This is a genomic window from Microcoleus sp. bin38.metabat.b11b12b14.051, from assembly GCF_013299165.1.
In the GTDB taxonomy this organism is placed as follows: Bacteria; Cyanobacteriota; Cyanobacteriia; order Cyanobacteriales; family Microcoleaceae; genus Microcoleus.
Genome location: NZ_JAAFKD010000006.1, coordinates 51,126 through 63,471, shown reverse-complemented (window position 1 = coordinate 63,471; position 12,346 = coordinate 51,126). Strand labels below are relative to the sequence as shown.

Here is a 12,346-nt window from a genome sequence, read left to right as displayed (position 1 = left end):
ATTCTTCAATCTCAAATTCTTCAATCTTAAATCTAAAATCGCATGACTGTCTCGCGAACCATTTGCTTGGGCTTTCTCGCCGTCATTACCGCAGGTGCTCTACTACTAATGATGCCATTTTCCACAATTGATGGAACTTGGAGCGATCCAATCACAGCACTCTTCACCTCTACTTCCGCCGTCTGCGTCACCGGCTTATCGGTTGTGGATGTCGGCAAATATTACTCTTTTTGGGGACAACTCTGCCTAGTTTTACTGGTGCAAATAGGAGGTTTGGGCTACATGACAGCCACAACTTTGTTGTTGCTGTTATTGGGCCGCCGCTTTGGTTTAAAAGACAAAATTGCCCTGCAACAATCACTTGATAAATCCGGGCTAGCCGGCGTAGTGCAACTCGTGCAGTCAATTATAGCAACAACCGCTTTGTTTGAATTAACAGGAGTGTTTTTGTTAATGTCGGTTTTTGTCCCTAAATACGGATTTAAAGACGGTCTCTGGTCTGCTATATTTCACAGTGTTAATGCCTTTAACAATGCCGGATTTAGCCTCTACTCAGATAGTTTAATTGGCTATGTAAATTCCCCTGTAATTAACTTCACAATCAGTGGTTTAATCATATTTGGGGGAATCGGCTATCAAGTAATTATGGAAATGTACCTGTGGCTACGCGATCGCTTCAACAAAAGCCCTATCTGCACAGTTTTTTCCCTCAACTTCAAAGTTGTCACCAGTACAACTGCTTTCCTTTTAATTTTAGGAACCCTAGCATATTTAGTGCTGGAATACAACAACCCAGGAACTTTCGGACCTCTCAATTTTCCGCAAAAGGTAATGGCCGCTTGGTTTCAATCAGTTACTCCTCGCACGGCGGGATTTAATACAATTGACATCAGCAAAATGACCGAAGCCTCGTTATTTATGACCATCGTCCTGATGTTTATTGGTGCCAGTCCCGGCAGCACCGGCGGTGGCATCAAAACCACAACTTTTAGGATATTATTTAGCTGTACCGCAGCAGTTCTCGATGGTCAGGAACAGGTGCAGTGCTATCAGCGTCAAATCCCGTCAGCACTGATTCTAAAAACTATTAGCGTAGTCTTTGGTTCCCTGTTGGTCGCGATCGCATCTGCAACTTTAATCGAAATCACCAATCCCGAACTAGAATTTATGCAAGTGCTATTTGAGGCAATGTCAGGTTTTGGCACAGTCGGCCTTTCCACAGGGATTACAGCCAAGATTTCGGCGATCGGCAAATTAATTTTGATTGCTACCATGTATATAGGTCGGGTTGGCGTGCTACTGCTAATGAGTGCCGCTGTCGGCGATCCCAAACCCAGAACTTTTAAGTATGCTGAGGAAAGTTTGTTAGTTGGATAAAAAAATCCTGCCTAGTTGCTGATAATCTAAACAATGGGTGACAACCCAAATCAACTTTTACTATTTACTCAAAAATCAAAAGGAGGCGGCGCTGTCTCTGCTACAATTTAAAAAGCAAGACGCTCAGCGCTGGATATTCAGTGAACCTTTCATCTTTAAAATTTTTTCGTGGTTTGCGCGCGGAAAACAAGCAGTTTGCAGTTATTGGTTTGGGACGCTTCGGCAAAGCTGTGTGTTCGACCCTGCATGACTTGGGTTACGAAGTCCTCGGGGTTGACACCGACGAAAAAAAAGTAACTCAAGCTTTGAACGATCGTATAGCTGCTCACGTTGTGCAGTTAGATTCTACTGAGCCTAGCGCTCTTAGGGGAGCGGGTATATTTGAATTTGAAACAGTGATTGTGGCGATCGGCAATTACCTAGCAGAAAGCATTACCACCACCCTAAACCTGAAAGAAGGCGGGGTAACTCACGTAATCGCCAAAGCTTCCTCGGAAACTCATTTGAAAATTTTGCAAAAAGTCGGCGCAGATCATGTAGTTTTTCCCGAACGAGAAATGGGTTGCTCTTTGGCCCGCATTCTTACAAAACCCAGCATTCTAGAACGCTTTGACCTCGACCCAAATCACAGCATTGTTGAGTTGCTCGTTCCTGAAAAATTTGGCGGTAAAACCATCACCGAATTGGATCTCCGGCGCAGGTATGGTTTGAACTTGCTAGCAATCGGTCGCGGCGACAAGTTCGAGATCAATCCCCAGCCAAACGAACGATTGAAAAACGGCGAGGTGATGGTAGTAATTGGTTCTAATAAAGATATCAATCGCTTGCCAATTTAATAGCTCGCCCTGTTTGCTTGCTCGATATGTAGGGTGCGCAATACGCACCTTATATTATGTGCGAGCGAACGATCGCCTCGATCTTTTAGTTTTTCATCGAGATATCTCAATTGAATTTCAACGATACAGGAGTCGCTTCAGCCGTTCCAGCTTCCTCTAAAAACACAACCCAAACAATAGCCAAAACGGAAAATTATTAAATAAAAGTAGAAGCACCAGATCGCGCTCCTGCAAATCTAGGAGCGCTAGCCCTGAAAATTCAGCCTACATTCAATATATCTTGCAGGTAAACTTTACCGAAAACCAGTACCGCCAACACTAGAGCGAGTTCCACAGGCCAAGGACATACAGCCAAAAACCAAATTAACGAACACACCCCAATAATTGCAGCTATGGGAGCCGGAATCCCGTCTAACGTTCTTTCGTTAGTCCCAGCAGTCACCCACCCAGCAATCAAGCAGACGGTCAATGGAATCAAGCAAGTTGCGAGCATTTTTTTTCTCCAATTAAATTTTTAATATTTGGTCTATCAGTCTCTTGTAACGATACATGAATTTTTGGGAAATGAACACCTAATTGGGATAATATTTAATGTTAAGTAATTACTAAGCTTGACCAATTAATACTAAATTTTGACGGACACATCTCTCTTTTGGCACAAATATGCAGAGAAACGCCGGAATGTAGGGATTTTGAGTCGCGCACCAGACATGAAAGCTTTCTACCTAGAGATGAATTGCCCTGCACTGATACCTGCAAGTTATACTGAGTGTTGCAGTCAGTTACTGTAGAGCGTGAATCAATGCAGGGCAAATTTTTTCGCAAGCCAGAACCAGAAAATAGCGATCGCGTCCCCCCGGGTCAATACCTCGCCAACGGCTTTCCCGTGCTGACCTACGGCGATACACCTTCGGTGAGCATTGAGAGTTGGGAATTTAAAGTCTGGGGATTGGTCAAACCAAAAACCTTCACTTGGTCGGACTTCCAGGCGATGCCCCAAAGTAACTTTACAGCGGATTTTCACTGCGTCACCCGCTGGTCGAAACTAGATGTGCAGTGGACGGGAGTCAAAGTCACGGATTTCATGAACTGCGTAGAACTCGATCGCTCGGCCTTGCACGTCGTCGAGCACTGCTACGGTGGCTACACTACCAATATTACGATCGCCGACTTCCTGCGAGAAGAAAACTTTTTCGCCCACACCGTCTTCGGCGAACCCCTATCCCCCGACCACGGCGGCCCGATGCGGCTGGTAGTTCCGCACTTGTACGCTTGGAAAAGCGCTAAATGGATTAACGGGCTGGAGTTTACCGAAACCGAACAACTCGGTTTTTGGGAACGTAACGGCTATCACCAGCGGGGCGAACCTTGGGCCGAGGAACGCTACAGCGGTTTGTTTTGATGCGCGCGCGGCCGAGACCTTGTACCGAGAGTATTTCTTGATGCCCCATCCACTATGCGATCGCATCCCCGAGTTCGCCTGACATTGCATCTCGACCATCTTTGGGAGGCGGGGCTTTCCTCAAATTCAAACCAAAGATATCAACCCAGCATTGCACTTTTTACGTAATCTTCCCGATAGATAAAGTCTTTTAACTCCCCCAGCCCAGTCCCACACAAACAAATATTCCCAATTTCTAGCTGATAAACTCTTTTTTAACTTGGGATAGGCGTCGGTGCAACCGTGTTTATACGTAAATTTTGGCAGTTGATAATTGAGATTGTAAATAAATAAAACATTAGGCGAAACCCGACCAAATTCTGTTTGACTCTTTAGCGCTATAATGCTTGCAAATGCAAGGTTTGAGCGCATAAAAATGATAATTATTGCCTGTATTTAATCAAGAGCGAGATCCCTGGAAGCAGGTTCGATGTCCAGCATTTGTAAAGGATGTGTAAAGGCTTGATAAAGAATCTGTCAAAATTCACAAAAACTACCACAAACGCCAACAAACTATCTGATAATAAAACTATTAACATCCTCGCACACCAGAAAGCAGTTATGAATACCAAACTCTTATCCGCCCTAGCAACTACCGCAGCCGTTACAGCCATGTTGGGCCCTGCCGCTCCAGCTCATGCCTTCTCTTTCGGCACCAACGGTATCAAATTCACAGAAGACACAAGCGTCAACTTCAACTTCAAAGAATCTCACGGTATGTACCAATCCTCTTTGGGGATTTACAACGTGAACGGTTTTACACTCTCCAAAGTTGCGGACTTATTTTCGGAAACTAAATCCTCCGACAACGGCCGCGCCAACGAATGGAAAGGAACTCTGGGCAATACAGTGTTGGGTTCTGGCTCGGCAGCATTCACCTTCTTAGCAAATCAAGTTTACACTTTGGGACTTAACAGCGGCAGTGATGGCATGGTATATTCCACATCTGGGCTGAACCTGAACGTCGCTTCTACAGGCAGTCAGCAAGCAGTGTTTGGCGGAGCGCCACTGTGGAGCGCACTCGGCAAAGAAACAACTAACAACTTCCAAGCTGCGGGAAATTACACAGACGGATTAGGTTCTCTCTTTAACGGAGGCACAACAATCTCCTTTGACGATCGCGGTAACGGCAACGACAAAGACTTCCAAGACTTCACCGTGACTGCCGAAGCAGTTCCCGAGCCGATTACGATGACTGGTATGGCTCTAGGTTTGGGTGGCTTGATTGCAGCCCGCCGCCGCCGCCGCGCTAGCAATACCGCTTCATAATTTTTTAAAGGGAACGATCGCCTCAATGACGTTTCGGAAAAAATCATACGATGTAAAGGCGCGCCGATAGGGAAATCGGCTCGCCTTTTGCTTGGTTTCAGAAGCAGGAAGTTCGGCTGCGGATGTTACGGATGGATGTGGAGGCAATAAATCAAGGGTGAATTGGCAAAAAGTTAATTAATAATTTATAAAAAATTAAAAAAATTAAAACCTAATTGGGCAATTATCTCGCTCTCCCGCGCCCAGCAACTTAATTATACGTCGGTAGCTGAATTTGACGCAGAGTTGTTCGACGACGAGTGCAAGTCGTACAAATTCACCGGTATCGGTTGAGGAATTTTAATATTGGCTCGATCGCACGCTGCTTTAACCGCCATCACAGCCCGCGTTTTTGTCCGTCGCACCTGTGCTTGTTCCGGCAGCGTCCAATAGCGGACAATTAGATGCAAACAACCATCGTTAAGACCTGAAATATCGATTTCTGGGGTTGGTTGCGACAAAACGCCTTCGACTTCGGAAATAGCTGCAACTAAGGTTTCAATTGCTCGTGAAGGTTCGGTATCGTAGTCTAAAATCAAAGGCAGGTCTGTTCGCCTGTGCGGCATCGCTGTCAGTACCCGCACTGAATTGGTAAATACGATCGCATTCGGCACTATAACTCGTTCTCCTTGGTAAGTCCGAATTTGAGTTGAACGCATCGAAATTTATTCAACAGTACCTTCAAAGTCTTCTACAATTATCTGGTCGCCTAATTGAAACGGTTCGTGCAGCAGCATCAAGATTCCCGCTAAAAAGTTTTTGAAGATATCTTGGAAAGCGAAACTAACAGCTACTGAACCCAATCCTAACAAACCGATGATATCTCCCGGACGCAAAGCCGGGAAAGCAATCACGCAGGCGATCGAACTCCCAGCAGCCCAAGTGAGGGCAAAGGCTATCTGCACCAACAGCGATCGCAAGGATAAACTTTTGACAGTCTGTTCGGTAGCTGCCGATACTGCTTTGCGAACAAACTTCGCTGCGGTGTTCGTCAGCACAAGAACTATCATAGCCGCTGCTATTGACGGCATTGCCTCGATCGCTTGACCCAGCAGGTTTAACAAGCTAGTTTGGATTTGTTGAATTACCGCACCCATTGTTAAAAATAAACTAAAAAGTTTTACACAAATAATCAGTAACTGGCTAATTTCTTATCTTGCCATAGTTTCGTTCATGCTACATTCAACAAACAATGATATCATAGATGTCATTTATATACTACTCCGTTCATTCCTCGGAAAAACAGAAAGATGAATTTCAATTTGCAGGAACTGATTAAAACCTTCGGCTATTTCGGAATTTGGGGGATTGTATTCGCAGAATCTGGATTGCTGTTTGGTTTCTTTTTGCCGGGAGACAGCTTGCTGTTTGCTGCGGGAATTGTGGCTGCTGGGCCAAACTCTCTGAATATTTGGACGCTAATTTTTGGGTGTTTTGTCTGCGCCGTGGCTGGCGATAATGTGGGCTATGCAAGCGGACACCGTTGGGGCCGTCGCTTATTTAATAAGGAAGATTCCTGGCTGTTTAAAAAAGAATATTTAGAAAAGACCGAAAAGTTCTACGAAAAACACGGTCAAAAAGCAGTTGTACTGGCAAGATTTACGCCGATTCTCCGCACTTTTGCGCCGATAGTGGCAGGAGTGGCGGCAATGAAATATAAAACTTTTATGTTTTATAACCTGATCGGCGGGTTTTTGTGGACGGTGGGGCTAACGCTGCTCGGTTATTATTTGGGAAAGATGATTCCTCCAGAGAAAGTTGATCAATATTTACTGCCGATTGTTGGCGGAATAATTGTACTTTCTTTTGTGCCTTCGATTATTCATATAATTCAAGAACGCCGCGCTAATAAGTAGAAGGAAGAAGGTAGAAGGAAGAAGGAAGAAGGCAGAAGGCAGACACAGCAAGCTTGTTCGGGAGCAGTATTTAACGTTTAGTTAGCTGGACTTACTTGACGAAAAGCATTGACTCAGCCAGACAGTAAGGTTTGAGACGAAAGTTGCAGATTCCCGATCGTCAAAGCGAGTAAATCTAAAATCTAAAATCTAAAATCTAAAATCTAAAATCTAAAATCGATCGACTCTGGCTGTGCGGGTGAGTCGCCGGTAAACTTCTGGCAAATTGGTCGATCGCGCACCACCAACATTTCAGATCCGCATCGCCCATCCGCAGATAGTAAAAATGCAACACTTGCCCGCCGATGGGATAATCTGCTAAAACTAACAAAGTTTGATGATTTCTGGGAAATAACATACATGGTAGCTACATCCGTCAAGATTAAACACGAAGTCAAAGACCTGTCCCTAGCCCCCTTGGGGAAACAGCGCATCGAGTGGGCCGGCCGGGAAATGCCGGTGTTGCGCCAAATTCAAGAACGCTTCGCTAAAGAAAAGCCCTTCGCAGGCATCCGAATTTCAGCTTGCTGCCACGTAACCACAGAAACAGCCCATTTGGCGATCGCCCTGAAAATGGGCGGCGCAGACGCTGTACTCATCGCTAGCAACCCCTTGAGCACCCAAGATGACGTAGCAGCTTGCCTAGTTGCAGACTACGGCATTTCGGTCTACGCCCTGAGAGGAGAAGACGCAGCCACCTACGAACGTCACGTTAACACAGCCCTCGACCACCGTCCAAACATCATCATCGACGACGGTAGCGACGTAGTAGCAGCCCTGATCCAACACCGCCCCAACCAAATTGCTGACTTGATCGGCACCACCGAAGAAACCACCACCGGCATCGTGCGCCTGCGCGCCATGTTGAAAGACGGCGTGCTGACTTTCCCTGCAATGAACGTCAACGATGCTGACACCAAGCACTTTTTTGACAACCGCTACGGTACTGGTCAATCTACCCTAGATGGCATTATCCGCGCTACCAACATCTTGTTAGCCGGTAAAAATATTGTAGTTGCAGGTTACGGTTGGTGCGGCAAAGGCACGGCACAACGGGCTCGCGGCATGGGCGCTAACGTAATTGTCACTGAAATTGATCCAATTCGGGCGATCGAAGCAGTGATGGACGGCTTCCGCGTGATGCCAATGGACGAAGCAGCCACCGTCGGAGACATTTTCATCACCGTCACCGGCAACAAACACGTCATTCGTGCCGAACATTTCGACACAATGAAAGACGGCGCAATGGTTTGCAATTCCGGTCACTTCGACATCGAAATTGACCTCAAATCCCTCGGTGCAAAAAGCACTGGCGTCAAGACAGTACGTTCTTTCACCCAAGAATATCGTCTCAATAATGGCAAGTCGATTATTGTCTTGGGCGAAGGCCGTTTGATCAACTTAGCCGCCGCCGAAGGACATCCCAGCGCCGTGATGGACATGAGCTTTGCCAACCAAGCTTTAGCCGCCGAACATCTTGTCACCAACAAAGGCAAACTAGAGCCAGGTATTCACTCAATTCCTGTGGAAGTTGACAGAGAAATCGCGCGTCTAAAATTGGAAGCAATGGGTATTTTCATTGATACCTTGACTCCCGATCAAATTGAGTACACCAACTCTTGGACTTCGGGAACTTGATCATCGCACCGTAGGGACACGGTAATGCCCATTGGTGTCAACTTAAGGTCAAACCCAGTCAGAGACTATTGTTTGACTATTAAATCTAGATCCCCCCTAGCCCCCCTTAAGAAGGGGGGGACAGGAATCCGATCAAAGTCCCCCTTCTTAAGGGGGATTTAGGGGGATCTGAACTTTGCCTAAAAGCTAGATTTATATGAGTTTCAGGCTTAAGTTGACAGTAATGGGATCTTGCCGTGTCCCTACTTCATGAAATTCGGCATTCGGTCTTCCTGACATCCGTTAAAGCCGTTACATAATCCGTTGCCGAACTTCCTTCTGCTGTACATATTACCAAATTATTAAATCAAAATGGTTGAATGGATAACTAACACAATGCAGTCAATGGGCTATCTAGGCATTGGACTGTTGATGTTCTTAGAAAACCTGTTCCCGCCCATCCCCTCAGAATTGATTATGCCGCTGGCAGGATTCACCGTATCGAAGGGCGGTATGCAGATGATTCCGGCGATCGCAGCAGGGACGATCGGCACAGTTTTAGGGGCGCTTCCCTGGTACTATGCAGGTAAAATATTGAGCGAAGAACGCTTGAGGAATTTAGCCGACAAATACGGCAAATGGATTACAGTATCAGGTGCCGATATTGACAAAGCAAATAGATGGTTTAACAAACACGGCAACAAAGCCGTATTTTTGTGTCGTCTCGTCCCCGGAGTTCGCACTCTAATTTCCCTACCCGCAGGCATCAACAATATGCCTTTAGTTCCATTTTTACTTTACTCAACAATCGGTACAATTTTGTGGGTGAGTTTCCTCACTTTTGCCGGATATAAACTCGGCGAAAATTATGCGCTTGTAGATGATTATCTGGCTCCAGTTTCTAAAATAGTGGCCGTGACTATTGTCATCGGGTTTGTTTTGTGGATTGTCAAGAAGAAGATGCAGCAGGAAAAATATCGCAAATAAAGGAAGAAGGAAGAAGGAAGAAGGAAGAAGGAAGAAGGAAGAAGGAAGAAGGAAAGAAGGGCATAAGAAAATAAGGAAAGAAGGGAAGAATGGAAGAAGAAAATAAGGAAGAACAAGCAATAAAATCTTATATTTCAGAAATTAAGAACGTCCTAATTGTCTTGGTGGTTGCCATATGCTCAAAATTATCTGCGTTTATCTGCGTTCATCTGCGGTTAAAAATTAATCACCATTTTGACTCGCTTCCACAATGTCCCGAACAGTAGCGCTGAAAGATAGATGCCCTTATTTGAAACCAAATTCTGCTATTGTTGCTACTTTTTTTAATTTAGTTTTAAATTGCCGATCACCCGATCGCAGTAACGGGTAGCCGATCGCTTCTTCCTTCTTCCCTCTTCCTTCTTCCTTCTTCCTTCTGGTATAATCGTGGCAAAATAGGGAGAATTGCTATCCGCACTGTTAAGATATGTACGAAAAAATTGTAGCCCCGACCACTGGTTCTAAAATTACTTTCAAAGACGGTTTGCCGATCGTCCCCAACGACCCGATTATTCCCTTCATACGCGGCGACGGTACGGGCGTAGACCTGTGGCCAGCATCCCAGAAAGTCATGGATGCTGCGGTAGAAAAGGCTTACGGCGGCGATCGGAAAATTAACTGGTTCAAGATTTACGTAGGCGACGAAGCCTGCGATGTCTACGGTACTTACCAATATTTACCGCAAGATTCCCTAGACGCCATCAAAGAATACGGCGTCGCCATCAAAGGCCCGCTGACAACCCCAATCGGTGGCGGAATTCGATCGCTCAACGTAGCATTGCGGCAAATCTTTGACCTCTACGCCTGCGTGCGGCCCTGCAAATATTACGATGGCACCCCATCGCTGCACAAAACTCCCGAACTGTTAGACGTAATTATTTACCGGGAAAATACAGAAGATATTTACCTGGGAATTGAATGGAAAGAAGGCAGCGAAATCGGCCTTAAACTAATTGAATACCTGAATAACGAGTTAATTCCCTCAACACCAGAACACGGCAAAAAACAAATTCGCCTCGATTCAGGAATTGGCATTAAACCAATTAGCAAAAGCGGTTCCCAGCGTTTAGTGCGGCGGGCAATGACCCACGCCTTGCGGTTGCCAAAAGACAAGCAACAAGTAACATTGGTGCACAAAGGCAACATCATGAAATATACGGAAGGAGCCTTCCGAGATTGGGGTTACGAATTAGCAACCACCGAATATCGGGCTGAGTGCGTAACAGAAAGAGAATCCTGGATTCTGGGCAACAAAGAACACAATGCCGACATTAGCTTAGAAGACAATGCCCGCCAAATCGATCCGGGCTATGATGCTTTAACACCCGAAAAACAAGCAGTGATTTGCAAAGAAGTTGCCGATGTTCTGTCGGCAATCTGGGAAAGTCACGGTAGTGGCCAGTGGAAAGAAAAGATCATGGTCAATGACCGAATTGCTGATAGCATTTTCCAACAAATTCAAACTCGACCAGCCGAATATTCTATTTTGGCAACGATGAATTTGAACGGCGATTATTTGTCCGATGCGGCCGCAGCGATTGTCGGCGGATTGGGCATGGGCCCTGGCGCGAATATTGGTGATGAATGTGCTGTTTTTGAGGCGACTCACGGCACTGCACCGAAACACGCTGGTTTGGATAAAGTCAATCCCGGTTCCCTGATTTTGTCGGGGGTGATGATGTTAGAATATATGGGATGGCAGGAAGCCGCAGATTTGATTAAGAAGGGTTTGGGCGCTGCAATTTCTAATGGTGAAGTTACCTATGATTTGGCAAGATTGATGGAACCGCCGGTGCCGGAGTTGAAGTGTTCGGAGTTTGCTGAGGCAATTATTAAGCACTTTGCGGATTGAGTTTTAGGACTTTTTGAACGGGCTAGAAGCCCGTTCCACAAAGAGTGAATTTGATTGTCGGGTGGGGTGGGCTTCTAGCCCGCCCCAAAATCATAAAATTACTGTGGGGTGGGCTTCTAGCCCGCCCAAAATCATAAAATTACTGTGGGGTGGGCTTCTAGCCCGCCCCAAAATCATAAAATTACTGTGGGGTGGGCTTCTAGCCCGCCCCAAAAAAAAGCTATTTTTGTATAGATGGAACAGCCATACCGCGCTCAACGGCGGGACGTTTCTGTAAGGTTTCTACCCAACGTTTGAGGTGCGGGTGGTTGTCGAGGGTTAATCCTTGAAATTCGTAAATAGCAACCCACGGATAAGTTGCCATATCGGCGATCGAATAATCGCCGCAGATGTATTCGTGTTTTGCTAGTTGAGTATCTAATACTCCGTAGAGGCGCAGTGTTTCTTTTTCGTAGCGTTGAATTGCATAGGGAATTTGTTCGGGTGCAAAGCGTCTGAAGTGGTTTAGTTGACCGAACATGGGCCCGACGCTGGCCATTTGAAACATCAGCCATTCCATAACTTGAAAGTATTTGTGTTTGTCGGTGGGCAGAAATTTGCCTACTTTTTCTGCAAGATAGATCAGGATGGCGGCTGACTCGAAGACTGTGATGCTGTTATCCCGATCGACTATTGCGGGTATTTTGCTGTTGGGGTTGATGGCGATGAATTCTGGGGTGAATTGGTCGTTTTTGCTGATGTCTATGACGTGCACGTTGTAGGGTAAACCTATTTCTTCGAGCATGATCGAGACTTTGCGACCGTTCGGTGTGGTAAAAGTGTAGAGGTCGATCATAAGTTGTGCTGTTAAGTTAAAAGTTGGCAACGAAGGAAGCAACCGGACACGAGATCGGGATTGCGACGGCTATTGGGCGCGTTTTGAGCGATCGATCGCACTTACGTACAAGCCAGAAGGCACAATTCAACAAAGGTTGTGGTGAAAATTCTATTATAA

At 45.9% G+C, this 12,346-nt stretch carries 11 protein-coding genes and 1 pseudogene; 8 read left to right on the top strand and 4 right to left on the bottom strand.

The annotated features are described in order from the left end of the window. Nucleotides 1–42 precede the first annotated feature (42 nt). Together QZW47_RS09010 and QZW47_RS09005 are read left to right on the top strand one after the other, a co-directional pair. Complete coding sequence (locus tag QZW47_RS09010) at nucleotides 43–1,377, top strand: TrkH family potassium uptake protein (protein WP_293126254.1); 1,335 nt, start codon at nucleotides 43–45, stop codon at nucleotides 1,375–1,377. A 140-nt stretch (nucleotides 1,378–1,517) separates the two neighbouring features. Continuing rightward, the gene (locus QZW47_RS09005) at nucleotides 1,518–2,213 is read left to right on the top strand and encodes a TrkA family potassium uptake protein (protein ID WP_293126252.1); all 696 of its coding nucleotides are present in this window, start codon (nucleotides 1,518–1,520) and stop codon (nucleotides 2,211–2,213) included. Nucleotides 2,214–2,472: 259 nt separating this feature from the next. Here the strand turns inward: QZW47_RS09005 and QZW47_RS09000 are convergent, their stop codons facing one another. After that, nucleotides 2,473–2,706 carry a hypothetical protein gene (locus tag QZW47_RS09000; protein ID WP_293126250.1) on the bottom strand — a complete coding sequence of 78 codons (234 nt, stop codon included), beginning with the start codon at nucleotides 2,704–2,706 and terminating at the stop codon, nucleotides 2,473–2,475. A gap of 309 nt (nucleotides 2,707–3,015) precedes the next feature. Here QZW47_RS09000 and QZW47_RS08995 point away from each other — a divergent pair, with 309 nt between their 5' ends. Together QZW47_RS08995 and QZW47_RS08990 are read left to right on the top strand one after the other, a co-directional pair. Further along, entirely contained in the window at nucleotides 3,016–3,615 is a 600-nt protein-coding gene (locus QZW47_RS08995; protein WP_293126248.1) for a sulfite oxidase-like oxidoreductase, read from the top strand. Between the two features lie 600 nt (nucleotides 3,616–4,215). After that, entirely contained in the window at nucleotides 4,216–4,923 is a 708-nt protein-coding gene (locus tag QZW47_RS08990; protein ID WP_293126246.1) for a PEP-CTERM sorting domain-containing protein, read from the top strand. A 254-nt stretch (nucleotides 4,924–5,177) separates the two neighbouring features. On the opposite strand, the pseudogene QZW47_RS08985 reads toward QZW47_RS08990, so the two are convergent. After that, nucleotides 5,178–6,059, bottom strand: a pseudogene (locus QZW47_RS08985) (mechanosensitive ion channel family protein). 153 nt (nucleotides 6,060–6,212) lie between these two features. Here QZW47_RS08985 and QZW47_RS08980 point away from each other — a divergent pair. Next, a complete protein-coding gene (locus QZW47_RS08980) occupies nucleotides 6,213–6,818 on the top strand; it encodes a VTT domain-containing protein (protein ID WP_293126244.1) in 606 nt (201 codons plus the stop codon). Nucleotides 6,819–7,014: 196 nt separating this feature from the next. Here QZW47_RS08980 and QZW47_RS08975 read toward each other — a convergent pair whose 3' ends face one another. Continuing rightward, on the bottom strand, nucleotides 7,015–7,215 hold the full coding sequence (locus QZW47_RS08975; protein ID WP_293126242.1) for a hypothetical protein: 201 nt from the start codon (nucleotides 7,213–7,215) through the stop codon (nucleotides 7,015–7,017). A gap of 2 nt (nucleotides 7,216–7,217) precedes the next feature. On the opposite strand from QZW47_RS08975, the gene ahcY reads away from it, so the two are divergent. From ahcY to QZW47_RS08960, 3 genes are all read left to right on the top strand, one after another. Further along, entirely contained in the window at nucleotides 7,218–8,495 is a 1,278-nt protein-coding gene (gene ahcY, locus QZW47_RS08970) for an adenosylhomocysteinase (protein ID WP_293126240.1), read from the top strand. Between the two features lie 351 nt (nucleotides 8,496–8,846). Then, nucleotides 8,847–9,461 carry a DedA family protein gene (locus QZW47_RS08965; RefSeq protein ID WP_293126238.1) on the top strand — a complete coding sequence of 205 codons (615 nt, stop codon included), beginning with the start codon at nucleotides 8,847–8,849 and terminating at the stop codon, nucleotides 9,459–9,461. 466 nt (nucleotides 9,462–9,927) lie between these two features. Then, nucleotides 9,928–11,352 carry an NADP-dependent isocitrate dehydrogenase gene (locus tag QZW47_RS08960; protein ID WP_293126236.1) on the top strand — a complete coding sequence of 475 codons (1,425 nt, stop codon included), beginning with the start codon at nucleotides 9,928–9,930 and terminating at the stop codon, nucleotides 11,350–11,352. 220 nt (nucleotides 11,353–11,572) lie between these two features. Here the strand turns inward: QZW47_RS08960 and QZW47_RS08955 are convergent, their stop codons facing one another. Beyond that, nucleotides 11,573–12,187 carry a glutathione S-transferase N-terminal domain-containing protein gene (locus tag QZW47_RS08955; protein ID WP_293126234.1) on the bottom strand — a complete coding sequence of 205 codons (615 nt, stop codon included), beginning with the start codon at nucleotides 12,185–12,187 and terminating at the stop codon, nucleotides 11,573–11,575. Nucleotides 12,188–12,346 lie beyond the last annotated feature (159 nt).

What these genes read in the sequence shown, in the direction of transcription:
- QZW47_RS08975 (WP_293126242.1), bottom strand. Translation starts at nt 7,215, where the DNA reads ATGTTATTTCCCAGAAATCATCAAACTTTGTTAGTTTTAGCAGATTAT.
- QZW47_RS09000 (WP_293126250.1), bottom strand. Translation starts at nt 2,706, where the DNA reads ATGCTCGCAACTTGCTTGATTCCATTGACCGTCTGCTTGATTGCTGGG.
- QZW47_RS08990 (WP_293126246.1), top strand. Translation starts at nt 4,216, where the DNA reads ATGAATACCAAACTCTTATCCGCCCTAGCAACTACCGCAGCCGTTACA.
- QZW47_RS08965 (WP_293126238.1), top strand. Translation starts at nt 8,847, where the DNA reads ATGGTTGAATGGATAACTAACACAATGCAGTCAATGGGCTATCTAGGC.
- QZW47_RS08960 (WP_293126236.1), top strand. Translation starts at nt 9,928, where the DNA reads ATGTACGAAAAAATTGTAGCCCCGACCACTGGTTCTAAAATTACTTTC.
- QZW47_RS08980 (WP_293126244.1), top strand. Translation starts at nt 6,213, where the DNA reads ATGAATTTCAATTTGCAGGAACTGATTAAAACCTTCGGCTATTTCGGA.
- QZW47_RS08955 (WP_293126234.1), bottom strand. Translation starts at nt 12,187, where the DNA reads ATGATCGACCTCTACACTTTTACCACACCGAACGGTCGCAAAGTCTCG.
- QZW47_RS09010 (WP_293126254.1), top strand. Translation starts at nt 43, where the DNA reads ATGACTGTCTCGCGAACCATTTGCTTGGGCTTTCTCGCCGTCATTACC.
- ahcY (WP_293126240.1), top strand. Translation starts at nt 7,218, where the DNA reads ATGGTAGCTACATCCGTCAAGATTAAACACGAAGTCAAAGACCTGTCC.
- QZW47_RS08995 (WP_293126248.1), top strand. Translation starts at nt 3,016, where the DNA reads ATGCAGGGCAAATTTTTTCGCAAGCCAGAACCAGAAAATAGCGATCGC.